Here is a 23775-nt window from a genome sequence, read left to right as displayed (position 1 = left end):
ACCAACGCGACACACTGATGTGAGGAGCCAGAGTTCATGCCGGAACCCAGAAGGTCAGATCACACCGATTACGTAGCCGTCAATCCGATCTTCTCGAGGCCTGGCGAGGATTCGGTTGCATCGAAGTACACACTCGAACCCGACGGCATGCTTCCCGAGACCGCGTATCAGATCGTCCACGACGAAACGATGCTCGACGGCAATGCGCGGCTCAATCTCGCGACGTTCGTCAGCACGTGGATGGACGATCACGCCACCAAACTGTATGCCGAGTCGTTCGACAAGAACATGATCGACAAGGACGAGTATCCGCAGACCGCCGCGATCGAAACCTATTGCTGGCGCATCCTTGCCGACCTCTGGCACTCGCCCTCCCCCAAGGACGCAATCGGCACCTCGACGATCGGTTCGTCCGAAGCCTGCATGCTCGGCGGCCTGGCGATGAAACGACGCTGGCAGCACGCACGAAAAGCCGCGGGCAAGTCCACCGAAAAGCCAAATCTCATCATGAGTTCCGCGGTCCAGGTGTGCTGGGAGAAGTTCTGCAACTACTGGGACGTCGAAGCGCGTTACGTGCCGATCAGCGAGGAACACCGCACCCTCGACGGTCACGATCTGGACAAGTACGTCGACGAGAACACCATCGGCGTCGTCGCGATCATGGGCGTCACGTACACCGGGATGTACGAGCCGGTCCTGGAAATCTCTAAGGCACTCGATGCGATCCAGGCGAAGACGGGACTCGACGTCCCCATCCACGTCGACGGCGCTTCCGGTGCGATGATCGCACCGTTCCTTCAGCCCGAACTCGAATGGGATTTCCGACTACCGCGCGTCCACTCCATCAACACCTCGGCGCACAAGTACGGGCTCGTCTACCCCGGCCTCGGCTGGGTGGTCTGGCGATCGCAGGATCTACTTCCCGACGACCTCGTCTTCAAGGTGAGCTACCTCGGCGGCAGTATGCCGACCTTCGCACTGAACTTCTCGCGTCCCGGCGCTCAGGTGATCCTGCAGTTCTACTTGTTTCTGCGTCTCGGCCACGACGGCTATCGCGCGATCCAGCAGTCCTCCCAGGACGTGGCGAAATTTCTCGCCGAAGGGATCGGGAAACTCGACGCGTTCGAACTGTGGAACGACGGTTCCGACATCCCGGTCTTCGCGTGGCGCCTCGCCGAGGGGCACACGTCCAACTGGACGTTGTACGACCTCTCGGACCGGTTGCGAGGCAAGGGCTGGTTGGTGCCGGCCTACCCCATGCCGGACGATCTCGCGGATCTGACAGTGCAGCGCATCGTGGTTCGTAACGGACTGAGCATGGACCTGGCGGCCAATCTGCTGCGCATCATCGAAGAGGAAACCGCGTTCCTCGACGAACTGGACAGCCCGATGCCGCGGCCGCGCGTCACCGAGGGATTCCATCACTGACGTCGCTTAACGCGTGAAGAGCGGCCGCCCACTCCCCTTCGGGAGTCGGCGGCCGCTCTGGGGTTTCAGGTGTTACCGAGAGATCAAGCAGCGCAAGCCGGCGAGGTCAGACCTGCAACGCCGACGATCTGGCAAGCGGTGGTCTTCGAGAGCTTCCAGACGCCGTCTTCGTAGACGAACGACGCCTGCAGGCCCTGCTGCAGCGGCTGACCGTTGACGACGATGTTCAGCGAAGCTGCTGCCGTCTCGCTGCCCGTGTCGGTGACCGGGTCGAGGATCTCGACCTGCGCGCCGGCAGCCTTGGCGGCAGCGGCGACCTGGTTGATCAGCTCGGGATCTTGCTCGGCGCCCTGGACGAGGTTGACCTTGTCTGCGGCCGGAACGCTCTCGTCGAGTGCCTGGGCGACCTTGCCGTTGAGCTCAGCAGAGGTCGGGAGCTCGGGAGCGGGATCGCCGGAGGGCGTGGTGGTAGCCGTCGTGGTCTTCGATGACGTGGTGGGTGATGCTTCCTTTTCACCCGAGCTACAAGCGGTCATCGTGAGGGCTGCTGCGATCGCCACTGCTGCAACGGTCATCTTCTGAAGCTTCAACTTCTCAGTCCTATCCATTCGGGTGTTCACATTCGAGCGTCAGTCGAACATCGTGCTTGCTCGAGGATCGTCGACAACATTACCCAACGGTAAGCGGAAAAAGTCTAAGGACATCCTCAGAGAAGGCTGTCGACCGCATCTGCTACCTCGAGCACCTCATCGGATTCGGCAAAGGTTTTGGCGATTCCCGTTCCGCTGGAACGGGTTTCGAAGCGAACCGTCACCACACCGTGCCCGGCGCCCTGCACCCAACCGTGTCCGTATTCTGGATGCTTCACGTCCAAACCGGGGTGCCAGTAGCGCTGAGGGACACGTGCTGCCACCGGAACGTCGAGTTCGGCCTCATCGAGGGCGCCCGTGAGAGTCTCGACCGGATAGCCGGGAACATCCTGATCCAACTCGGGAAAAAGTGATCCTTGCCGAACGGTGGACAAACCGGCGAATCCCACACCGACCAGGCGAATCGGCCCCAATTCCTGTGGATCGATGACCTGTTTCTGCGCAGTCGCGATGAGGATTTGGCGGTCGATGGTGGCAAACGGCAGCGTCACGGATCGAGTCAAGATACTCATGTCGGACTTCTTGAGCTTCAGTACGACGGTGCGAGCAGCTCTTCCGTCCTTCTCCAGCCTGGAAAATGCTGCACGACCACTACTTTCGACGGCGGCGCGCAGTTGCGCCATCGTGACGATGTCTGCGGCGAACGTGGATTCCGCGCTGATCTGCTTGGATTCGGCACGCTCGGCGACCGGCCGATCGTCGATCCCCTGCGCAAGCCGATGCAACCCCGGACCGACAGTGGTTCCCAGTATCGACGCCACCTCCGCTATGGGTGTGCGGGCAAACCCACCGATGGTTTCGATCCCGAGACGCTTGAGTTTTTCCTCGGCGACGGGACCGATCCCCCACAGCTTTCGCACCGGAAGCGGATCGAGCAACTCGTGCTGCATCCCGGGAGGAATCACTGCGACGCCGTCGGGTTTTGCCAGTCCCGACGCGATCTTGGCCACCTGCTTACCTGCGCCGGCACCGATCGAAGCGACCAACCCGGTCTCGGCTTTGATCAACGCCCGCAGGTCCTCGCAAAACGCGCGGACCTCGTCAGCTCCGACACCGGCCAACTCCACCGGTTCCCCGAAAGCCTCGTCCACCGACAGTTGCTCGAGGATCGGCATACGAAGGCGCAACGCGTCGAACGTGCGTTTACTGAGAACCGAGTACAGGGACATCCGTGGCGGCAATACCACCGCTCCACCACCGACCATCCGGCGTGCTTGATGCATCGGCATTGCCGATCGCGCACCGAAAACTCTCGCTTCGTAACTTGCCCCGGCCACCACCCCGCGCCCGCCCAAGCCGCCGACCAGCACCGGGCGACCTCGCAGAGTGGGACGCGTCAACTGCTCGGCGGAAGCGAAAAACGCATCCATGTCGAGATGCAGCACCCACCTACGACTTCGTGTGGGATCACCTTGATTCATCGGGCGTTACGGTTCTCTCAAAAGTAGGTGCAGAATTTACGTCCGCGCCTTCTTCTTCGGCGACTTCTTCTTCGGCAGGGGCAATACGTCGGCAGTCCGTTGAATGAAGGCGTGCAGGTGATCGAGGTCCTGCAACCGTTCCTCCGTCACCCGGTAATAATCCTTCGCTCCCGGGTACGGCGGAGCCAGATCGGCCTCTGATCCGAACTCGGTACTGACCTCCGTGGGTTTGACGAACAGGACGTCTCCGCAGATCAAGCCCACGATCTTCTCGTCGCAATACAGTCCGTACTCGCCGAACATCGCCCTTGCCCGCACGTCGAGCGGTTCCAACTGCTCGAGAATGCGCGCCACGGTTTCCTTGCTCGTGCTCATGAGAGCAAACTACTCCGGCACCCCGACATACAGACATTCATCGGGGAGCCGGAGTAGCTATGGCGGTATTAGACCTTCGTGATCGCGGCGCGGATACCGTCACCGAGATCGACGGCGTCGTCTCCCGCTTCACCCACAGAGAAGGAGGTGGCCAGAACCTCACCGGCGATCAATTCGCGATGACGCTCCGCCCACTCCTTGCAGTCCTGCGGAACCTCGAGCACGACGTTGATCCGGTCCGAGACGTCCAAACCGGCGGCGCGGCGCGCATCCTGCAACTGACGGATACGGTCCTTGGCCCATCCCTCGGCTTCGAGTTCCTCCGTCACAGCGGAATCGAGTACGACCAGTCCCGCACCGTCCGGCAGAGCAGCCGTCGAATCCGGCTCGGCCGCAACCAGTTTCTGCGTGTACTCCTCGGGCAGCAGTTCGATGCCCGCCGCAACCACGACGCCGTCCGCGTTCTCGGTCCAGTCGCCCGCCTTGACCGCCTTGATGACAGTCTGAACGGACTTGCCCAGACGCGGTCCTGCAGCACGCGCATTGACCGCGATCTCGAAGCGCCCGTGCACGTCGACGTCATCGGTCAGATCGACCTTCTTGACGTTGACCTCGTCGGCGATCAGTCCGAGGAACGGACGCAGACGCTCGGCATCCGGCGCCGCAACCGTGACCTCGGGCAGCGGAAGACGAACACGCAGATTCTGCGCCTTGCGCAGGCTCAGCACCGTGGAGCACACGGTCCGGACGTCGTCCATCGCCGCTACCAGGTCGGGGTTCGCGGGGAGCTCCGACGCCTCGGGCCAATCAGCCAGGTGAACCGAGCGCTCCCCGGTCAGCCCGCGCCAGATCACCTCGGACACCAACGGCAACAGCGGCGCAGCGAGACGCGTCACGACCTCGAGCACGGTGTGCAGGGTGTCGATCGCGTCGCGATCCTCGTCCCAGAACCGCGAACGAGACCGTCGCACATACCAGTTGGTGAGTGCGTCACAGAACAACCGAAGCTCGTCGCACGCACCGGCGATGTCGTTGACCTCGAGGGCCTCGGTGATCACGTCGCGGGTGGTAGCGAGCTTGGCCAGGATGTACTGATCGAGGATGTTCTCCGAATCGGTACGCCACACACCGGATTCCGGGGCGTACAACTGCAGGAAGCTCCAGGCGTTCCACAGCGGGAGCAATGCCTGACGCACACCTTCGCGGATGCCCTGCTCGGTCACGATGAGGTTTCCGCCGCGCAAGATCGGCGAAGACATCAGGAACCATCGCATCGCATCGCTGCCGTCGCGGTTGAACACCTCCTTCACGTCCGGGTAGTTGCCCTTGGACTTGCTCATCTTGAGTCCGTCGTCGCCGAGCACGATGCCGTGCGCAGCAACGGTTTTGAAGGCCGGACGATCGAAGAGTGCGGTGGCCAGCACGTGCAGCGTGTAGAACCAGCCGCGAGTCTGCCCGTTGTACTCGACGATGAAATCGCCCGGGAAATGACCCTCGAACCATTCACGGTTCTCGAATGGGTAGTGCACCTGCGCGTACGGCATCGAACCGGATTCGAACCAGCAGTCGAGCACCTCGGGAACGCGGCGCATCATCGACTTCCCGGTCGGGTCGTCGGGGTTCGGGCGGACCAGGTCGTCGATCATCGGGCGATGCAGATCGGTCGGACGCACACCGAAGTCTGCCTCCAACTGATCGAGCGATCCGTAGACGTCCGTACGCGGGTACTGCGGATCGTCCGACACCCACACCGGGATCGGGCTGCCCCAGTAGCGGTTTCGGCTGATGTTCCAGTCGCGTGCACCTTCGAGCCACTTGCCGAACTGGCCGTCACGGATGTGCTCGGGCACCCACGTGATGTCCTTGTTCAGCTCGACCATGCGATCGCGGAACTTGGTGACCGCGACGAACCACGAGGGAACCGCCATGTAGATGAGCGGCTGCCCACTGCGCCAACTGTGCGGGTACGAGTGCTCGATCGTCTCGTGCCGCAGCAGCTTTCCAGCGGCCTTCAGGTCCTTGATGATGACCGGGTTGGCGTCGAAGACCATCAAGCCCTCGTACGGCGGAACCATCGAGGTGAACTTTCCACCCGCATCGAGCGGCTGCACGACCTCGATACCGTTGGCCGTGGCGACATCCATATCCTCCTCACCGAAAGCCGGTGCGAGGTGGACGATTCCGGTTCCGGAATCGGTTGTCACGTAGTCGGCCGAAAGCACGACGTGCGCGTTTGGATGTCCGAGGAAGAAGTCGAACGGCGGTTTGTACGACAGTCCGACCAACTCGGCGCCCTTGTGGCGGGAAACGACCTCGGGGTCCTCCCCCAGCTCACGTGCGTAATGAGCTACCCGTGCTTCCGCGAGCACGTACCGCTTTCCGTCCTCGCCGAGCACCTGGACGTAGTCGACCTCGGGATGAACCGCAGTGGCCAAGTTGGACGGCAGTGTCCACGGAGTCGTGGTCCAGATGATCGCGTTTGCGCCGTCCAATGGTGAACCCGGAGCGACCAGCGGCATGTCGACCGTGACTGCAGGATCCTGACGCATCTTGTACGCGTCGTCGAGACGAGTCTCCTGATTGGACAGCGGAGTCTGCTCGTACCAGCTGTAGGGCAGCACGCGGAAGCCCTGATAGATCAGGCCCTTGTCGTGCAGCTCCTTGAAGGCCCACATGACGGACTCCATGAAGTCGACGTCCAGGGTCTTGTAGTCGTTGTCGAAGTCGACCCAACGTGCCTGGCGGGTGACGTAGTCGCGCCACTCGTCGGTGTACTTGAGCACCGAGGCCTTGCAGTACTCGTTGAACTTGGCCAGACCCATGACTTCGATCTCGGCCTTGTCCTTGATGCCGAGTTGCTTCTCCGCTTCGAGTTCTGCGGGCAGGCCATGGCAGTCCCAGCCGAAGCGTCGCTCGACCTTGCGTCCACGCATGGTCTGGAAGCGCGGCACCAGGTCCTTGACGTACCCCGTCAGCAGGTGACCGTAATGCGGCAAGCCGTTTGCGAAAGGCGGTCCGTCGTAGAAAACGAACTCTTCGCTGCCGTCCCGATTGGAAACCGACGCACGGAAGGTGTCGTCGTCGTCCCACTGTTTCAGGACTTTCTGTTCCAGTTCGGGGAACTTGACTCCGGTGTCGGCGGGGACACCGTAGTCGACTCTGGGATACCCGTTACTCGCCATGGCGATCTCCTCGTGCCAGTCGGACTCGGCACGGGGACGACGTGGCGCTTGTGCGCCGACACCGCGGTACCACCCCGTTTGCACCCCGTAGATCCGCGCTTGGATCCCGAGGTGCCACTCGATCGAGCTGTGACGGGCTCACCCGTTCGGTTCTACTGAGTTCTGGGCGCCTGAAGCGACAAGAACCGTTCTTCCGAAAGCTCCCCGGTGATTGCCGGATCACAGCCTGGTATTCGTGTTGGACAGTCTAATACTCGTCCTGGACCTTGTCGGAACTCGCCCTAGGACTTGTCGGGGCCACCCGGCGACTCGCCATGATTTCTCTGATTGTCATCGTTGGCGGTGGCTGCATCGTCGATCGACGAATTCGAGGAACTCTCGACTCGACCGTAAGGCGACGACATTCCGCTGCCCGATGCCGGGTCATCCAACGAAGGAACCGCCTTCCTGCTGGTCAGCGCACTGACCAGCAGGAGGACGGCACCTGCTACACAAATCGCGATACATGCCCACGCCCAGATCAGCGACCCTGTGGTCAGGGCGACGATCAGGAGAGCGAAACCAACTCCCGCGAGAACCAACGTCACGACCAGCACGTATCAACCTTTGTCCGGTCCGATAGCTGAGCCGACGGGGCGCTCTCGGTCAGCTGTTTCCCTTGGCGAAGGACGGGCTGTAGGAATCCTGTCCACCGTCGACCGGAACGGCCGAGCCGCGCTGTTCGAGCTCTTCGAGCTGCGATTCCAGGTAGGACTTCAGGCGCACCCGGTACTCGCGTTCGAACGTCTTGAGCTGCTCGATACGGCCCTCGAGGACCGAACGCTGCTGGTTGATGGTCGCCATGATTTCGGTGTGCTTCTTCTCGGCGTCCGCCTTGAGAGCGTCTGCCTTCTCCTGAGCCTGGCGAAGCTGGGTCTCGGAGCGAGTCTGAGCGTCGGTGAGCATTGCCTCCGACTTGTTGCGCGCATCCGCGATCATGCCGTCAGCCTTGCTGCGAGCCTCGCTCATGAGCTGCTCGGAGTTGGTGCGGGCACTGCCGAGCAGCTGCTCGGACTCGGTCTTGGCATCGTTGGTGAGGCGATCCGCCATCTCCTGAGCCAGTCCGAGGACCTTTGCGGCCTGCATGTGGGTGTCGCCACTCTGCGGCGCTGCAACGGCAGCGGCGGCGGGAACCGGCGCTGCAACAGGTGCAGGCTTGGGCGGTTCGACGACCCGAGCGGGCTCCGGCTTGGGCTGCGCTGCGACGGGTGCTGCCTGCTGAGCAGGTGCCGGCGACTTCTTGGCAGCCGCGAGCTCCTGATCCAGCTCACCTACGCGCTGGCGCAGGTCCGCATTCTCTTCGATGAGCTGCGACAGCGCCTGCTCGACGAGGTCGAGGAATGCGTCGACCTCGTCCTCGTTGTAGCCACGCTTGCCGATAGGCGGCTTGCTGAACGCAACGTTGTGCACGTCAGCTGGAGTCAGTTGCGGCATGGAAGGATCCCTTCACGCGTCATTTGGCGGTCTAGCAAGCATTCAGTTGCAACACAGTCTACGTAGTGGCGAACTACGTAGTGGCGAACCACTGGATGAGTTATGGCATCCATTCTGGCATACCACTCACTCGGACTGCGCTCAGCGAACAACCGACATCAGGATGATGACGATGAAAAGCAAGACCATGATGGATAGATCCAAGCGAACTCCACCGAGGTTGATCGGGGGGATCAACCTGCGGAGCAGTTTCACCGGAGGATCGGTGATCGTAAAAATGGTTTCGAGAATGACTGCGACCAATCCGGTCGGTCGCCAATCTCTGGCAAACGAACGAACGAACTCGACGATCACTCTGCCGATCAGCAACAGCCAGAAGACAACCAGCACCAGATAGATCACAGAGAGAAGCGCGTCCACACCCTCACTCTGCCTGACTTCTGCGGTGTGTCCAAAACAGACACACCGCAGCAATTCCGGAACCGGTCCGCATCGAGTCCGTCTTGTAACGGCCGGCGATGGGTCCGAATGCGGCGTCCGCCGAGGCGGGCCGCCGTTCGAATGTGCTCACGTCACCCCTGCTCAGGGGCCGGACTGCGGTCGAGACCATCATTTCTGGCTGTAGAAACCCGTCTCGGCGATCCGACGGCGCTCCTCGGCGGAAACGTCGATGTCGGCCGGTGAGAGAAGAAACACTTTGGTGGCTACCTTGTCGAAAGAACCACGCAATGCGAACGCCAGGCCGGCCGCGAAATCGACCAGACGCTTCGCGTCGGCGTTGCTCATGTCGACCAGATCCATGATGACGGGAGTGCCGTCCCGGAACCGCTCACCGATCGTGCGGGCCTCTGCGTAGCTCTGCGGACGCAGTGTCGTGATCTTGGCGAGCGGGCCGCCGTCGTCGACAACCGGCGCACGTCGCGCTTCGGGTCGCTCTGCGCGCGCGTCGACCGCGAGGTTGCCACGGCTTGCCGGGCGCGGCGCCATCGCCGGGCGGCTGCTGCGGCTGGGAACGGTGTCGACGCGGGGCCGGGAATCGTAGCGATCGAACTCCGCGTCCTCTTCGTCACGACGACTGGGCGCGTAGCTCGCCTTCGAGAAGGCAGGTTCGACGAACTCGCGGTCGTCGCGCTCGGCATAGCCGTCGTGACTACGACGGGGTGCGCGGCGAGCCTGATCGGGCTCCTCCACGTATTCGTCCTCGTAGTCATCGAGGGGAACCATGCCGAAGTAAGCCTTGAACTTATGCAGGTTGCTCATTGATCGACCTTCCTTGGCGCGGCGGAATCAATCCGACTGCGACCGGTCGCAGCGGTGTGGACGGGTTGGGCGATCACCTGAGCGATCACCTCGAGATTACTGGTCGTGAGCCGAGCAGTGCGGTTCCGACACGCACGCAGGTTGATCCGTGGCGCACTGCAGCCTCCAGATCGCCGGTCATACCGGCCGAGAGTTCGGTTGCCCGGGGATGCGATTCGAGGATCAAAAGATGTGCCCTGCGGAGGATTTCGAACTGCTCGTCCGGATCTGATCCAAGCGGCGGGACGGCCATCAGTCCCGCGAATTCGAGACCTTCGGCTGATTCGATCCGCTCGGCGAGAGGCGTTAGCTCGCCCGTCGGAACTCCGCCACGCGCGGGGTCTCCGTCGAGACTTACCTGGATGAGCGCCCGGAGCGACTCCGTGCGCTCACCGTCCGACAAAGCACTCAGCGCAGCCCGATCGAGTGCATCGACCAGTCGCGCACTGTCCACCGAGTGAATTGCATAGGCCCACTTCGCTACCGACCGAGCTTTGTTGCGCTGCAACTGTCCGATCATGTGCCAGCGAACCGGATCATCGATCGCGCCCGTCTGTGCAGCGCCGTCGAAGTCCGCGACCTTCTCCACTGCTTCCTGCTCACGAGACTCACCGAATTCACGGCAACCCAGTTCGTACAGGATTCGAGCGTCGGACGCCGGAAAGAATTTGGTCACCGGCAGCAGTGCTACGTCGGAAACCTCGCGACCGGCGGCAAGGCAGGCGGCCGCCAATCGCGCCCTCACCGAGTCGAGTGCCGTCGATATTTCTGTCAGCCGCATTTCCGTCTCGCGCATTTCTGCCTAGACGGTTTCCTGCGCTGCGGGCGCTTCCATCCAGATCACTGCAGCTTGACGCCCGGTCAGAGATTCTCGGCGATGACTGAACAACGCGCGATCCTCGATCGTGCACCGCGGGTCCTCGGCGACACCGGACACACCCGCGGCGAGCAACTGCTTACGCAGTCCCGCACGCAGATCGAGCCCCGGCGTGCCCTTCTCGGTGCGAGTTGCGCTGCCCGGCAAGTGCTTTTCCACGTCCGCGCGCATCGCAGCGGGAACCTCGTACTGGCGTCCGCTCGCAGCCGGACCGAGGAAGGCGCCGATACGCGAAACGTCCGCGCCCTGACGCACCATCTCCGCGAGGACGCGCGGGACGATACCGATGCGGGCACCGATCCGTCCGGCATGAACGGCCGCGATCACACCGGCCTCCTCGTCGGAGAGCAGAACGGGAACACAATCTGCACTGAGGGTGGCTAGCGCCAGGCCGGGAACAGTGGTGACCAGAGCATCCGTCACCGGAATCACTTCGTCGGTCGGTTCCGTCACGACAGTGACGTTGCGCGAATGGATTTGTTCCATCCACACGAGATGGTCAGGCTCGACGCCTATTTCGCGTGCCAGACGTCGGCGATTCGCATCGACGGCTGCCGGATCGTCTCCGACGTGATCGCCCAGATTGAACGACTCGTACGGTGACGCGGAAACACCACCGGCTCGGCTGGTCACGACGCGGCGAATGCGGGTGCGGGTGGTCGACTTCTCGGTACTCAAGATAAGTGTGCTCACAAACGTCGAAAGTTGTCGTCCGGCTCAGACGTGACCGGACATCCAGTCAAGAACAGGGTACCCAGAAATTCCGGGCACCCTGTTCTCGAAACTGTTTGTAGCCCTACGTCAGCGACGCATGAAGACCGGCACGTCGACGTCGTCGTCGCCCTCGTCTTCCTGGACCGGCGCATGGCGGGGGCCACCGATCGGAGGCAAGCTGCCCGAACCGGTGGTCTCGCGCGCTGCGGAAATCGGCTGCTCGCCAGCAGGTTCGGCGGCCACCGGCGACCGGCCGACCTCACCCGCGCGCCCGGCACCGATAGCTCCACGTCCCTGCGCGGTCGACTCCACGGGACGACGAGCCGGAGCTCCTCCGTCGAATCCCGCAGCGATGACCGTCACACGAACCTCGTCACCGAGTGAATCGTCGATGACCGTTCCGAAGATGATGTTGGCGTCGATGTGGGCAGCTTCCTGCACCAGCGAAGCCGCCTCGTTGATCTCGAACAGGCCCAGATCGCTACCGCCGGCGATCGACAGAAGCACGCCGCGGGCGCCTTCCATCGAAGCTTCGAGGAGCGGGGAATTGATCGCGGATTCCGCCGCCTTGATCGCGCGTCCCTCACCCCGCGAGGAACCGATTCCCATCAACGCACTACCGGCACCGGACATGACACCCTTGACGTCCGCGAAGTCGACGTTGATCAGACCCGGAGTGGTGATGAGGTCGGTGATGCCCTGGACGCCGTTGAGGAGAACCTCGTCCGCGCTGCGGAACGCGTCCATCAGGCTGACGGCCGCGTCACCCAGCTGGAGCAGGCGATCGTTGGGAATGACGATCAGCGTGTCGCAGGACTCGCGGAGCGCCTGGATTCCGGTATCCGCCTGTCCCCCACGACGCTTGCCCTCGAAAGAGAACGGTCGCGTCACGACACCGACGGTGAGTGCGCCCAGCTTCCGGGCGATGCTTGCCACGACAGGGGCACCACCGGTTCCGGTGCCACCACCCTCGCCTGCGGTCACGAACACCATGTCGGCGCCCTTGATGACCTCTTCGATCTCGTCCTTGTGATCTTCGGCTGCCTTGCGACCCACTTCCGGGTCGGCACCGGCGCCGAGGCCACGGGTCAATTCACGACCGACGTCGAGCTTGACGTCGGCGTCACTCATCAGAAGGGCTTGCGCGTCCGTGTTGACCGCGATGAACTCGACTCCCTTGAGTCCCTGTTCGATCATGCGGTTGACTGCGTTCACGCCGCCGCCGCCGATGCCGACGACCTTGATTACGGCGAGGTAGTTGTGCGGGGGCGTCATCGGCTCTCGCCTTCCGTGTCGTGTTTCACGCTGCTTGTCAGTGCTGCTGTCTTTGTTACTGCTGTTTTTGTAGCTTCATGCTTTTCGAGAACAACCCTAAACCTCAACCACAGGGTTAGAGTTATGTCAAGTATTCGATCTGAAACGAAACGCTATGCACCGTCGTCGCGTTCCGCCATTAGGCGCGCCGAGACACACCGAAGTATTTGCTGCGCACTGACGCACGGCTGCACCGTGCGCTATCGGACCGTCGGCAGATCAGGACTGGACACGTCGTACGTCTGCCCCGGTTGGGTCAACAGCGGAAGCGTCACAGCAGCCTTACGATCCGAGTGCTCGACACCGCCCCAGTTTACGACCCGACCGTCGAGCAGAGTCAGCGTGACACTCGAAATCGACCGAGCGGCAACCTCTCCCACCTGAAATCTCAGATCCGGCGGCAACACCGACAACACCTCGAGCGCGGCAAGCGTCGGCTCGTCGTTCCACCCGGGCGTCGGTGTCACCAGACGCGGAACCCCGGGCGGCGGGACGCCCATCTCGAAGTCGACGCCCTTCTCGTCCAGCAGGTGTGCACCCTCAGGTGAGTCGACGAAGACGACCGGTACCCGTTCGGTGACGGTGACGCGGATAGTCGACGGATACATCCGCTGCACACGAGCCGAGGCCACCTTCGGAATCGTCGCCACACGTGCGGCGGCGGCGCCGGTGTCTACCCGCATCAACGGCTGACCGGTCGGTACAGCCAGGAGCGAAAGGATCTGTTCCTCACTGACGGTCGTCGCACCGAGAACTTCGGTGCCCCGCACCGAGAGCACCGGAGACAACCAAGCCGTCAACGCAATTCCCACCACCAGCACGATTGCCAGCGGTGCCACGATCAGCGGTCGCTTGAACCACTTACGAGTCGGTGTGGGTTCGGGAGCCGGCTCCGTCGACCGCGTCGAGTATCGCGATTCGGTGCGAGTACTGCGCCGACGCGTACTGGTGGCTTGTCTGGCTCGAGGATCTCGACGCCCGCGCCGACTTCGTGCGTCGGGTGTCATCGCGGCGCGGGATGCGGCGCCGAACGCAAAGCATCGAGGATCTGTTTGCCGAGCATGGTCACGTCACCGGCACCCATCGTGATGACGATGTCGCCGGGGTGAGCCAACGCCGCCACCTGCTTCGGCGCCTGTGACAGATCCGGTTGATAGTGAACAGGTTTCGTGACCGACTGAGCGACCAGCGCACCACTGACGCCCGGCATCGGCTCTTCGCGAGCGCCGTAGACATCGAGAACGACAACCTCGTCGGCCAAGTCCAGCGCCTGCGCGAACTCCTCGGCAAACGCGGCGGTGCGTGAATAGAGATGAGGTTGGAAGACCACGATCACGCGTCCGGCTGCCGAATTGGTCGACGACGAATCGTCCTCCGGTCGAACCAGATCCGCCGCCGCGCCGAGAACCGCACGAACTTCGGTCGGATGGTGGGCGTAGTCGTCGAACACCCGGACACCACGCTCGCGGCCGGTGAACTGGAACCGGCGGTGTACGCCACCGAATCCGGCGAGCCCCTCGACGATCTCCTCCGTCTCGGCGCCGGCGTCACGGGCAGCCAGTAGAGCCGCAAGTGCGTTGAGCGCCATGTGACGACCCGGCACTGCCATCCGCACGGTTCGCGCGGCGCTCTCGCCCGCCAGGTGGAACTGCAGGACTCCCCCGACGTCGTGCGCATGGAAGCCCAGTAGTCGGACTCCGACCTCGACACCGTCGACAGGCTCGAAGGCGGTGCCCGCCTCCACTTCCTGCGCGTCTGCCGATCCGTAACCGAGTACCCGGATGTCCGAACGGCCCGAGGCCACGATTCGCTTCGCGAGATCCGCCGATCCCGGGTCGTCGAGGCAAGCAATCAAGAGCCCACCCGGACGCAACTTGTCGACAAAATCGTCGAACACCTTCACATACGCTTCGACACTCCCGAAATAGTCGAGGTGATCGGCCTCGATGTTGGTCACGACGATCACGTTGGGGTCGTACTGCAGCAGCGACCCGTCACTCTCGTCCGCCTCCGCGACAAAGACGTCACCGCTGCCGTGATGGGCATTCGTTCCCGCTTCGTTGAGTTCGCCGCCAACGGCAAACGAAGGGTCGAAACCACAGTGCTGCAGGGCGACCACGAGCATCGACGTTGTCGACGTCTTGCCGTGTGTACCCGAAACCAGGAACGTGCGATTGCCCTGCATCAGTGATGCAAGGACAGCCGGACGAAGAATCACCGGGATTCCGCGGCGAGCGGCCTCGACGAGTTCCGGGTTGTCCTTCGGGATAGCCGCGTGCGTCGTGACGACGACGGTCGGACCACCCGGCAGCAGGTCGAGAGCATCGGCGTCGTGGCCGATCCGGACCTGTGCCCCGCGTGCACGAAGCGCCAGGACTCCTCGGCTCTCCTTGGCGTCCGAACCCGAGACGAGGCCCCCGCGGGAAAGCAGAATTCGAGCGATGCCGGACATACCGGCACCGCCGATTCCGACCATGTGTACTCGCTCGAGGTGGGCGGGCAGCGCGGTCATCGGTTTCCCCTTGCGTTTTCCTGGACGGCGTTTTCCTTTGCCGCGATGTCGAGCACGATCCGTGCGATCTCGGTTGCCGCGGTGCGGTGCCCGACGTTGGCAGCACCACTGCTCATCTTGTCGAGGCGCGCGCTGTCGCTCAGCATCGGGACGACGGTACCGGCGACGAACGTCGGCGTGAGCTCGTTGTCGGAGACGATGATCGCACCGCCCGCTGCGACAACGGGTTTCGCGTTGAGTTCCTGCTCACCATTGCCGTGCGGCAACGGAACGTAGACGGCTGGAAGCCCGACCGCCGAGACCTCGGCGACCGTCATCGCGCCCGAACGACAGATAGTCGCGTCGGCTGCGGCATACGCGAGATCCATCCGCGAAAGATAGGGAACAGCCACATACGGTGCCGTCTCCGAGTACTGCGTGACTTCGAGAGAGTTCTTGGGTCCGTGTGCGTGAAGGACCGAGATCCCGGCCTTCGCCAGTTCTTCCGCTGCTCCGGACACCGCGTCGTTGAGCGACTTCGCGCCTTGCGATCCGCCGAAGACGAGCAGAACGGGACCGTCCTGAGGTAGTCCGAAGTACTCGCGAGCTTGCGAGCGGAGTCCCGCTCGATCGAAATTGGCGATCGACGCGCGAACCGGGATGCCGACGATCTCGGCGTCCTGATCGCCGCGGTTCTTCACTCCGGAACCCGGAACAGCAGCAAGCACCCGCGTCGCCAGGCGAGCACCGATCTTGTTCGCGATGCCGGCACTGGCGTTCGCCTCGTGGATGACGATCGGAATCTTGCGGCGGCGCCGAAGAACACCGCCACGTGCGGCAAGATACGCCGGAAGCGCGACGTAACCACCGAAACCGACGATCACGTCGGCGTCGACGGAATCGAGTACCTCACGGGTCTTGCGCACCGAGGCGAGGATGCGTGTCGGCAGTTTGACGAGATCCATCGTGGGCTTACGAGGAAGCGGAACCGGGGGAATGAGCTCGAGCGTGTACCCGCGAGCCGGCACCAAGGTGGTTTCGAGACCACGCGCCGTCCCGAGCGCAGTGATTCTGGTGTCGGGCGCAGCGGCCTTGACCGCGTCCGCGACAGCAAGTGCGGGTTCGATGTGACCAGCCGTGCCTCCCCCTGCCACCACTACCGACAGAGCCGATTTGTTGCCGCTCACCTACGAATTCCTCGCTCTCGAACTTCTCGTGGATCTTGTGCCCTACGTGTCGGCGCCTGCCGACGCTGACCATTCTGCCCTCCCGCGGTGCGCTTCCGTGACCCAGCGGCCGCACCTCGGTTGGAATCCGAGGAAGGGCGAGCACCTTGATCTGCCCGCTTGCGTCGATCACCCGTCTCGATCGCGCGCCGGCCGTCGCGTCCGCGTGCCGGTTCGATCTGCCGTGCGGGCTTCGGTCGACGGATCGGCCGGCCCCCTGACGGCGGGTGGTACAGCACGGGCTTCGGCAGTCTGAGCAACTTCGAGATCTTGCCGTCCTGCCCGGAGTTCAGAGCGGCAACTGCTTCGGGCTCGTGGCGCGCTGCATTGGCGATGACACCGAACATGAACAATGTGATCGCCAAGGACGAACCGCCGGCGGAGACCAAGGGCAACTGGAGTCCGGTCACCGGCAGCAGTCCGATGACGTAACCGATGTTGATCATTGCCTGGCCGACGATCCAGGTAGTTGCAGTGGCCGACAGGAGCCGCCAGAACGGATCGATGCTGCGGGCTGCGATCCGCAATCCCGTGTAGACGAATACAGCGAACAAACCGATCACCACTGCGCAGCCGACAAATCCCAACTCTTCGCCGATGATCGCGAAGATGAAGTCGTTGTGCGCGTTGGGTAGGTAGTTCCACTTGGCGACGCTCTGACCGAGTCCGCGTCCGAAAAGGCCCCCGTCGGCGAGCGAATACAAAGCCTGCTTGGCCTGATAGTTGTTGCCCTGCAGGTCGTCGCTCTTGTTGAAGAAGGCTTGAACTCGATCGGAACGATAACCGGCCGTCATCGCCAGCACGCCCGCCACGACGACGCCCGTCACCGCGATCGAGCCGAAGAGCTTCAGTGGCAGCCCACCGAACCACAGCAGGGCCCCGACGATGATTCCCAATGCGATGGTCGTACTGAGGTTCGGTTGCGCGACGACCAGCGCGAAGACCAGCATTGCTGCGGGCACTAGCGGAATCAGGATCGACTTCACGGATCGGTCGTCCGGCCGCCGCGAAGCCAACAGATGGGCGCCCCAGATCGCCAACGCGACCTTCATGATTTCCGAGGGCTGCACCGAGAACCCGCCGACGTTGAACCAGCGACGCGCGCCCTGCGCTTCTGTGCCGATTCCCGGAATCAGGACGAGTACCAGCATGATCAGCACGACGACGAACAGCGGAAACGAATACTGCCGGAGCACTCTCGCCGGGATCCGCAGCGCGACGTAGAAGAGCACAGCTCCGAGAATCGCGAAGATCAACTGCTGGGTGAACAACGAATACGCCGAGCCACCGGACACGTACTGCTCGACGCTCGACGCCGACAGAACCATCACGAGCCCCAAGACAGTCAACATCGTGGCAATCGTCACCACCAGGTGGAACGACGCCAACGGCCGCGCCAACCAGGCACCGATTCGGGTCTTGGGACCCTTGGTCATAGCAAGTTCCCGGCTTGGCCAGGCGAATCCGTGAACGGATCGGGTAATGCGGCTACGGCGGCGGCGAAGCTGTCACCACGATGTCCGTAGCTGGCGAACATGTCCAAGGACGCGGCGGCCGGGGCGAGTACAACTGCATCACCAGGGGACGCCAACTCGGCAGCTTCGACTACCACTGCGGCCATGACGGCATCCGCGTCGGCACCCGACGGCAGCCGGATGGTGAGAGTCGAGTTGCTGCTGTTTTCGCTCACCACTGCATCGTCCCCCGACATCACGTGCACCACGGGAACATCGGGCGCGTGTCGCGCGAGCGCGTCCTCGATCACACCAGCGTCACGCCCGAGGAGGACAGCGCCGGAGAGTCGAGGGCCGACTTCGCTCACCAATTGGTCGACGCTGGCTCCCTTGAGCAGACCGCCTGCAACCCAGACGACGCGATCGTGCGCGAGTATCGACGGTCGGGCTGCGTGCGGATTGGTGGCCTTGGAATCGTCGATGTACACAACGGACCCGACACGGCCGACCAGCGCCCCTCGGTGTGGGCCGACCTTGTGTGCGGCCAGACCGCTTTCGATTACATCTGCCTCGAATCCGAGTGCCCGCGCCAAGGCGGCGGCGGCCAGCGCGTCCATGACGCCTGCCGGGCCGGCGGGATCTATCGACGCTGCTTCGGCCAAGCGGACGTGATCGCCGAATGCGTTGTCCACGAGGTGTCCCGCTTCGACACCCAGTTCTCCTTCGCCCGGTTCACCCAATCTGAACCCGGTGACAATGTCTGCAGTTGCGCGAGTTCCCAGTTCGGAAGCGATCGCGTCATCGAGGCCGACCACCGCGACCTTTCCGCTCAGCGCCCGCGACTTGGCCTCGGCGTACGCGCTCATTCCGCCGTGCCAGTCGAGGTGATCCTCGGCGACGTTGAGGACCACGCCGGCATCCGGACGCACCGAAGGCGCCCAGTGCAATTGGAAGGACGACAGTTCGACAGCGAGGTACTCCACGCGCGGCGACGTCTCGGCGAGTGCGTCGAGTATCGGCAGCCCGATGTTTCCGCAGGCTCGGCCGACAACTCCAGCGGCGTCGAGAATCGAGGCCAGCATCGACGTCGTCGTGGTCTTTCCGTTCGTCCCCGTCACGACGAGCCATTTACGGGGTGTGCCGAAGTGCCCGCTGTGGTCGACGCGCCAGGAGAACTCGACGTCTCCCCAGATGGGAATCCCGTGACCGGCGGCGGCTGCAAGGATCGGTGCATCCGGCCGAAAGCCCGGACTGGTGACGACGAGCCCGTACTCGGTGATCGAATCCGGGGCATCCTCGATCGAGGTGGTGGTCACCATGTCCGCGCCGAGCTCCGCGCAGCGCTCCGCGAAGTCCAAGGTCGAATCGGCGACCGTCACGACAGCACCGAGGGCGACGAGAGGTTCGATGGTCGCTTGACCGGACACCCTCCCTCCGGCGACCAGCACACGCGTACCGCGAAGCCAGGACAGATCATTCTCGGAAGCCGCTGAGCTGGTCATGGTTTTCAGCCTCCGAGCGCTGCGAGGTATTCGCTGTAGAAGAGTGCCAATCCGATAGCCGACGCAATAGCTGCCAACAACCAGAATCTGATGATCACCGTGGTTTCAGCCCACCCGGCAAGTTCGAAGTGGTGATGGAACGGCGCCATTCGGAACACCCGCCGTCGGCTGGACCGGAACACCGCTACCTGGATCACCACCGACGCGGCCTCCGCGACGAACAGTGCACCGATGACAACCATCAACAGTTCCGTGCTGGTGGTGATCGACAATCCGGCGAGCATGCCGCCGAGGGCAAGTGAACCGGTGTCGCCCATGAAGATCTTGGCGGGTGCGGCATTCCACCAGAGGAATCCGATGCACGCGCCGGCGCCTGCCGCGCAGAGCACCGCAAGGTCGAGCGGGTCTCGGACGTCGTAGCAACCCTTGCCGGGATTCGTCTCGCACGAGTAGCGGAACTGCCAGAACGTGATGATGACGTAGGCGCCGAGAACGAAACTCATCGCCCCGGCGGCCAATCCGTCGAGGCCGTCGGTCAGGTTGACGGCATTGGACCAGGCGCTGACCAGTAGGTAGCAGAAGGCGATGAAGACCACGGACCCGAGTGAGACGGTGGCGATGTCGCGCACGTACGACAGATGAACACTGCCCGGAGTCAGCCCGTCGTCACCGCGGAACTGAAGGGCCAGGATTCCGAAGGCAATGGCAGCGACGAACTGTCCGACCAGCTTCGCTGTCTTGTTCAGTCCCAGATTGCGCTGCTTGCGGATCTTGATGAAGTCGTCGAGGAAACCGACTCCACCGAGCGCGGTGGTCAGACCGAGTACCAGTAGGCCGGACGCCGATGGCCCCTCCGCGTTGTCCATGCCGAGACCGATGAGATGTGAGCCGAGATAGCCGGCCCAGATTCCGGTCAGGATCGCGACGCCGCCCATCGTGGGAGTGCCGCGCTTGGCCTGGTGACTGGCTGGACCTTCGGTTCGGATCTCCTGCCCGAAACCTTGTTTCGAGAACGCCTTGATCAGGATCGGCGTGAGCATGATGGAGACCGCCAGCGCGATGCCTGCGGCGAGAAGAATCTGGATCACTGCGAATCCCCACCGTTCTCGCCATCGGTGTTCTCGCTGTCGGTGTTGGGCGTTGCAGCCAGTATCGCTTCGGCGACCGTCCACAGTTCAACCGACTTGGACGCCTTCACCAGGACGAGATCGCCCGGTTCGAGTTCCGCTTCGAGAATGGCGATTGCCGCAGCTGCGTCGGGCACGACGACGGACTCGTCACCCCACGACCCCTCCATCACCGCACCTTGATGCATCGCACGCGAGGTGCGGCCCGTCCCGACGACGATCAACTTGCTGACATCGAGTCTGACGGCAAGGCGACCGATCGCGTCGTGCTCGACAACTGATTCCGGTCCGAGCTCACCCATCTCTCCGAGCACAGCCCAGCTACGGCGACCGAAGTGCCGATCCGATCGCGCCATGGACACCAACGCTTTGAGGGCGGCGCGCATGGAATCGGGATTGGCGTTGTAACTGTCGTTGACGACGGTGACGCCGTCGGCGCGCTCGGTGACTTCCATCCGCCTCGCGGACGCTGCCTTCGTGCCCTCGAGGACACGTGCGATGTCTGCAACCGCGAGGCCGTTCTCGAGTGCGACGGCCGCCGCGGCCAGGGCGTTGCTCACGTGGTGTTCGCCGTGAACGGCCAGGCGAATACGTGCAGAACCCTGTGAACAGTTCAGTGTGAAGGAAGCCCTGGCCTGGTCGTCGACAACCACGTCGGTCGCCCGAACGTCGCAGTCTTCCGACTGACCGACGAATACGATCCGGGCCTTGGTTCGACTCGCCATTGCGGCGACCATGCGGTCGTCGGCGTTGAGGACCGCAACTCCACCGTCGGCTGCCGACGGGAGTGCTTCCACCAGTTCACCTTTGGCGACCGCGATCGCTTCACGCGAACCGAACTCACCGAGATGGGCAGTGCCCACATTGAGAACTACGCCGATCTTCGGCGGCGCGATCTTCGTCAGTTCGCCGACATGACCGACCCCACGGGCCGACATCTCGAGAACGAGGAAGCGGGTCTTCTCGTCGGCGCGGAGCACTGTCCACGGCAGACCCAATTCGTTGTTGAACGACCCGGGGGGCGCAACCGCCTCGCCGCACTCGCGCAGCAGCGCTGCTATCAGATCCTTGGTCGAGGTCTTGCCGGCAGAACCAGTGACACCGACCAGCGTCAGTCCACCATCGGCCGGTGTGCCATCAGTTGCCAGTTCGTCGACGACTGCTCGGGCCAGAAGGCCGAGGGCATGCAGGACCGCGGCTCCGGACCCGTCGGTGTCGTGTTCGAGCAGCATCACTGCACTGGGACCGTCGTTCGGCACCGATGGAACGACGATTGCCGGAACTCCGACCGGCCGCGCCGCGAGCACCGCCACAGCGCCCGCTGCCACCGCCGCTTCCGCGTGATCATGACCGTCGACACGCGCTCCGGGTAGGGCGAGGAAGAGCCCACCTGGAGCTACTTTGCGCGAATCGAATTCGACGGTTCCAGTCACCTGCGTCGACGAATCGTCGACGTCGTGCAGGGTTCCTCCGACGATCTCGGCGATCCGAGAGAGCGTCATCGGGATCATTGCTTGCCTCCATGTGCTGTGTTGATCGCGAATCGGCCGATCATTTCGCCCAACACCTCGCGGTCGTCGAACGGGTGTTTGACCCCGTCGATTTCTTGACCTACTTCGTGGCCTTTGCCTGCCACCAGGACGACATCTCCTGGCTGTGCCCACCGGACTGCTTGCTCGATCGCGGCGGCCCGGTCCCCCACTTCGCGAACCTCGCCGCGTTCGGATTCGGGCACGTCCATGGCGCCTTGCATCACCGAAGCGCGAATCTTCGCCGGATCCTCGGTGCGTGGGTTGTCGTCGGTGACGATCAGCAGGTCTGCGCCTCGCGCACCCGCTTCACCCATGAGTGCCCGTTTGCCGGCGTCGCGGTCACCGCCCGCACCGACCACCACGGCCACTCGGCCGGGAACCTGGTTGCGCAGCGTGGCGATCACGGCTTCGAGCGCTGCCGGCTTGTGGGCGTAGTCGACCACGGCGAGAAAGCTCTGCCCCCGGTCGATCCGCTGAACTCGCCCCGGGACGTCCACGGTCCCGAGCGCTCGAACAGCCGCGTCCGGGTCGAGTCCCGCAGCAAAACTGACGGTCAACGCCAGCGCAGCGTTGGCCACGTTGTATCGCCCGGGGAGACGAAGTGAGACTGGCCACGACTGTCCATCCGGCCCGACCAACTCGAAGGTCTGCGAGCCGTCCTCGGCAACCTCGACTGCGCCGACCGTCCACTCGGCCTCGGCCGTCGAGGTCGAGACCGTGGTCACCGCGTCGCTCTCGTCGGTCGCGGCCAACTCGGCCATCCGTCGACCCCACACGTCGTCGACGCAGACGACGGCATGCTCGGCTCGCACCGTCGACTCAGGATCGAACAACCGAGCCTTGGCCTGGAAGTACTCCTCGAAGTCCCGATGGAAATCCAGGTGGTCCTGCGAAAGATTGGTGAACGCGCCGATGTCGAAGCGGATGCCGTCGACGCGTCCGAGAGCGAGAGCGTGACTGGAGACCTCCATGACGACGGTATCGATCCCCTGCTCTGCCATCACGGCGAACAGAGCATGCAGTTGCGGAGCTTCCGGCGTGGTCAGAGCGCTGGGCACCCGGCGGCCGTCGATTCGAGTCTCGATGGTCCCGACCAGGCCGGGCTTGCGGCCGGCTCCGGCAATCGCAGCTTCGAGCAAGTACGACGTCGTGGTCTTGCCCGATGTACCGGTAATGCCGACGACCTGCATCTTCTCCGAGGGCCGGCCGTAGATTTCCGCGGAGATCTCACCGAGCACATCCCGCGGGTTCGGATGAACGAGAACTGGGACGGACCGGTCAGGCGCCTTGTCCGCGGCCTCGATCAGTTCGAGGCCGGCCTCGTCGGTCAAGATCGCGGTCGCACCGCGCCCCAGAGCGTCGACGGCGAACTGAGCGCCATGGGTCCGTGCACCGGGCAGAGCGGCGAAGAGGTCATCGGTCACGATTCCCTGCGCACGCAGGTCGACGCCCTTGACGACGACCTCCGAGGACTGTGATCCCGGTTGCCCCACCCATTCGAGGCGAGCCCCGGACAGTTCGGAGAGCGCCGTGATCGCGGTAGCAACCGGTTGTGTCGGACGCGTCCCGGGAGCGCCGTCCGAGTTCGACGATTGCAAACGATTCGGCACTGTCACTCGACTCCTGGCAATTGTCGTTGTTCTATCGCGGTCGTTGTCTATGGCGGTCGTTGTCTATGGCGGTCGCAACGCAAGCAAAGTTCGGCGCACT

Annotated in this window: 20 protein-coding genes; 1 reads left to right on the top strand and 19 read right to left on the bottom strand. The window is 63.4% G+C overall.

What is annotated here, in order from left to right:
- Positions 1 to 36 precede the first annotated feature (36 nt).
- Entirely contained in the window at positions 37 to 1428 is a 1392-nt protein-coding gene (locus P3G66_RS14315; protein ID WP_042921836.1) for a glutamate decarboxylase, read from the top strand.
- 83 nt (positions 1429 to 1511) lie between these two features.
- Here P3G66_RS14315 and P3G66_RS14310 read toward each other — a convergent pair whose 3' ends face one another.
- From P3G66_RS14310 to P3G66_RS14220, 19 genes are all read right to left on the bottom strand, one after another.
- Positions 1512 to 2003 carry a hypothetical protein gene (locus P3G66_RS14310; protein ID WP_231783459.1) on the bottom strand — a complete coding sequence of 164 codons (492 nt, stop codon included), beginning with the start codon at positions 2001 to 2003 and terminating at the stop codon, positions 1512 to 1514.
- A gap of 131 nt (positions 2004 to 2134) precedes the next feature.
- Positions 2135 to 3499 carry a DNA polymerase IV gene (locus P3G66_RS14305; protein WP_042452844.1) on the bottom strand — a complete coding sequence of 455 codons (1365 nt, stop codon included), beginning with the start codon at positions 3497 to 3499 and terminating at the stop codon, positions 2135 to 2137.
- A 36-nt stretch (positions 3500 to 3535) separates the two neighbouring features.
- Positions 3536 to 3874: a TfoX/Sxy family protein gene (locus P3G66_RS14300; protein ID WP_003941748.1), complete on the bottom strand. Its 339-nt coding sequence runs from the start codon at positions 3872 to 3874 to the stop codon at positions 3536 to 3538.
- A gap of 68 nt (positions 3875 to 3942) precedes the next feature.
- Positions 3943 to 7056: an isoleucine--tRNA ligase gene (gene ileS, locus P3G66_RS14295; protein WP_193595226.1), complete on the bottom strand. Its 3114-nt coding sequence runs from the start codon at positions 7054 to 7056 to the stop codon at positions 3943 to 3945.
- Positions 7057 to 7337: 281 nt separating this feature from the next.
- Positions 7338 to 7652 (bottom strand): hypothetical protein, encoded by a 315-nt coding sequence (locus tag P3G66_RS14290; RefSeq protein ID WP_007733197.1) that lies wholly within the window; start codon positions 7650 to 7652, stop codon positions 7338 to 7340.
- A 49-nt stretch (positions 7653 to 7701) separates the two neighbouring features.
- Positions 7702 to 8529, bottom strand: coding sequence for a DivIVA domain-containing protein (locus tag P3G66_RS14285; RefSeq protein ID WP_003941722.1), 828 nt, complete (start codon positions 8527 to 8529; stop codon positions 7702 to 7704).
- A 141-nt stretch (positions 8530 to 8670) separates the two neighbouring features.
- Entirely contained in the window at positions 8671 to 8949 is a 279-nt protein-coding gene (locus P3G66_RS14280) for a YggT family protein (RefSeq protein ID WP_003941780.1), read from the bottom strand.
- A gap of 189 nt (positions 8950 to 9138) precedes the next feature.
- The gene (locus P3G66_RS14275; protein ID WP_003941752.1) at positions 9139 to 9789 is read right to left on the bottom strand and encodes a cell division protein SepF; all 651 of its coding nucleotides are present in this window, start codon (positions 9787 to 9789) and stop codon (positions 9139 to 9141) included.
- An 85-nt stretch (positions 9790 to 9874) separates the two neighbouring features.
- Positions 9875 to 10624, bottom strand: coding sequence for a YggS family pyridoxal phosphate-dependent enzyme (locus tag P3G66_RS14270; protein WP_276116742.1), 750 nt, complete (start codon positions 10622 to 10624; stop codon positions 9875 to 9877).
- A gap of 6 nt (positions 10625 to 10630) precedes the next feature.
- The gene (pgeF, locus tag P3G66_RS14265) at positions 10631 to 11398 is read right to left on the bottom strand and encodes a peptidoglycan editing factor PgeF (RefSeq protein WP_007733207.1); all 768 of its coding nucleotides are present in this window, start codon (positions 11396 to 11398) and stop codon (positions 10631 to 10633) included.
- A 108-nt stretch (positions 11399 to 11506) separates the two neighbouring features.
- Positions 11507 to 12694 carry a cell division protein FtsZ gene (gene ftsZ / locus P3G66_RS14260; protein WP_003941788.1) on the bottom strand — a complete coding sequence of 396 codons (1188 nt, stop codon included), beginning with the start codon at positions 12692 to 12694 and terminating at the stop codon, positions 11507 to 11509.
- 239 nt (positions 12695 to 12933) lie between these two features.
- Positions 12934 to 13740 carry an FtsQ-type POTRA domain-containing protein gene (locus tag P3G66_RS14255; RefSeq protein ID WP_003941781.1) on the bottom strand — a complete coding sequence of 269 codons (807 nt, stop codon included), beginning with the start codon at positions 13738 to 13740 and terminating at the stop codon, positions 12934 to 12936.
- On the bottom strand, positions 13737 to 15245 hold the full coding sequence (gene murC / locus P3G66_RS14250) for a UDP-N-acetylmuramate--L-alanine ligase (RefSeq protein WP_030537033.1): 1509 nt from the start codon (positions 15243 to 15245) through the stop codon (positions 13737 to 13739). Before murC ends, P3G66_RS14255 begins: the two co-directional genes overlap by 4 nt.
- Positions 15242 to 16411: an undecaprenyldiphospho-muramoylpentapeptide beta-N-acetylglucosaminyltransferase gene (murG, locus tag P3G66_RS14245; RefSeq protein ID WP_003941767.1), complete on the bottom strand. Its 1170-nt coding sequence runs from the start codon at positions 16409 to 16411 to the stop codon at positions 15242 to 15244. Before murG ends, murC begins: the two co-directional genes overlap by 4 nt.
- Positions 16408 to 17886, bottom strand: a complete 1479-nt coding sequence (gene ftsW / locus P3G66_RS14240) for a putative lipid II flippase FtsW (protein WP_007730088.1) — start codon at positions 17884 to 17886, stop codon at positions 16408 to 16410. Before ftsW ends, murG begins: the two co-directional genes overlap by 4 nt.
- A complete protein-coding gene (murD, locus tag P3G66_RS14235; RefSeq protein WP_276116741.1) occupies positions 17883 to 19406 on the bottom strand; it encodes a UDP-N-acetylmuramoyl-L-alanine--D-glutamate ligase in 1524 nt (507 codons plus the stop codon). The genes ftsW and murD overlap by 4 nt, the downstream gene beginning before the upstream one ends.
- A gap of 5 nt (positions 19407 to 19411) precedes the next feature.
- A complete protein-coding gene (mraY, locus tag P3G66_RS14230; protein ID WP_003941699.1) occupies positions 19412 to 20494 on the bottom strand; it encodes a phospho-N-acetylmuramoyl-pentapeptide-transferase in 1083 nt (360 codons plus the stop codon).
- The gene (gene murF, locus P3G66_RS14225; RefSeq protein WP_276116740.1) at positions 20491 to 22044 is read right to left on the bottom strand and encodes a UDP-N-acetylmuramoyl-tripeptide--D-alanyl-D-alanine ligase; all 1554 of its coding nucleotides are present in this window, start codon (positions 22042 to 22044) and stop codon (positions 20491 to 20493) included. The genes mraY and murF overlap by 4 nt, the downstream gene beginning before the upstream one ends.
- Entirely contained in the window at positions 22041 to 23675 is a 1635-nt protein-coding gene (locus P3G66_RS14220) for a UDP-N-acetylmuramoyl-L-alanyl-D-glutamate--2,6-diaminopimelate ligase (protein ID WP_042921840.1), read from the bottom strand. Before P3G66_RS14220 ends, murF begins: the two co-directional genes overlap by 4 nt.
- Positions 23676 to 23775: the final 100 nt, after the last annotated feature.

Origin of the sequence: Rhodococcus sp. C3V (genome assembly GCF_029269915.1) — a bacterium.
Classification (GTDB): Bacteria; Actinomycetota; Actinomycetes; order Mycobacteriales; family Mycobacteriaceae; genus Rhodococcus_F; species Rhodococcus_F qingshengii.
This window is presented reverse-complemented; position numbering and strand designations above follow the sequence as displayed.

Coding starts and splice junctions, on each gene's coding strand:
- P3G66_RS14315 (WP_042921836.1), top strand. CDS start 37: ATGCCGGAACCCAGAAGGTCAGATCACACCGATTACGTAGCCGTCAAT.
- P3G66_RS14310 (WP_231783459.1), bottom strand. CDS start 2,003: ATGACCGTTGCAGCAGTGGCGATCGCAGCAGCCCTCACGATGACCGCT.
- P3G66_RS14305 (WP_042452844.1), bottom strand. CDS start 3,499: ATGAATCAAGGTGATCCCACACGAAGTCGTAGGTGGGTGCTGCATCTC.
- P3G66_RS14300 (WP_003941748.1), bottom strand. CDS start 3,874: ATGAGCACGAGCAAGGAAACCGTGGCGCGCATTCTCGAGCAGTTGGAA.
- ileS (WP_193595226.1), bottom strand. CDS start 7,056: ATGGCGAGTAACGGGTATCCCAGAGTCGACTACGGTGTCCCCGCCGAC.
- P3G66_RS14285 (WP_003941722.1), bottom strand. CDS start 8,529: ATGCCGCAACTGACTCCAGCTGACGTGCACAACGTTGCGTTCAGCAAG.
- P3G66_RS14275 (WP_003941752.1), bottom strand. CDS start 9,789: ATGAGCAACCTGCATAAGTTCAAGGCTTACTTCGGCATGGTTCCCCTC.
- P3G66_RS14270 (WP_276116742.1), bottom strand. CDS start 10,624: ATGCGCGAGACGGAAATGCGGCTGACAGAAATATCGACGGCACTCGAC.
- ftsZ (WP_003941788.1), bottom strand. CDS start 12,694: ATGACGCCCCCGCACAACTACCTCGCCGTAATCAAGGTCGTCGGCATC.
- P3G66_RS14255 (WP_003941781.1), bottom strand. CDS start 13,740: ATGACACCCGACGCACGAAGTCGGCGCGGGCGTCGAGATCCTCGAGCC.
- murC (WP_030537033.1), bottom strand. CDS start 15,245: ATGACCGCGCTGCCCGCCCACCTCGAGCGAGTACACATGGTCGGAATC.
- ftsW (WP_007730088.1), bottom strand. CDS start 17,886: ATGACCAAGGGTCCCAAGACCCGAATCGGTGCCTGGTTGGCGCGGCCG.
- murD (WP_276116741.1), bottom strand. CDS start 19,406: ATGACCAGCTCAGCGGCTTCCGAGAATGATCTGTCCTGGCTTCGCGGT.
- murF (WP_276116740.1), bottom strand. CDS start 22,044: ATGATCCCGATGACGCTCTCTCGGATCGCCGAGATCGTCGGAGGAACC.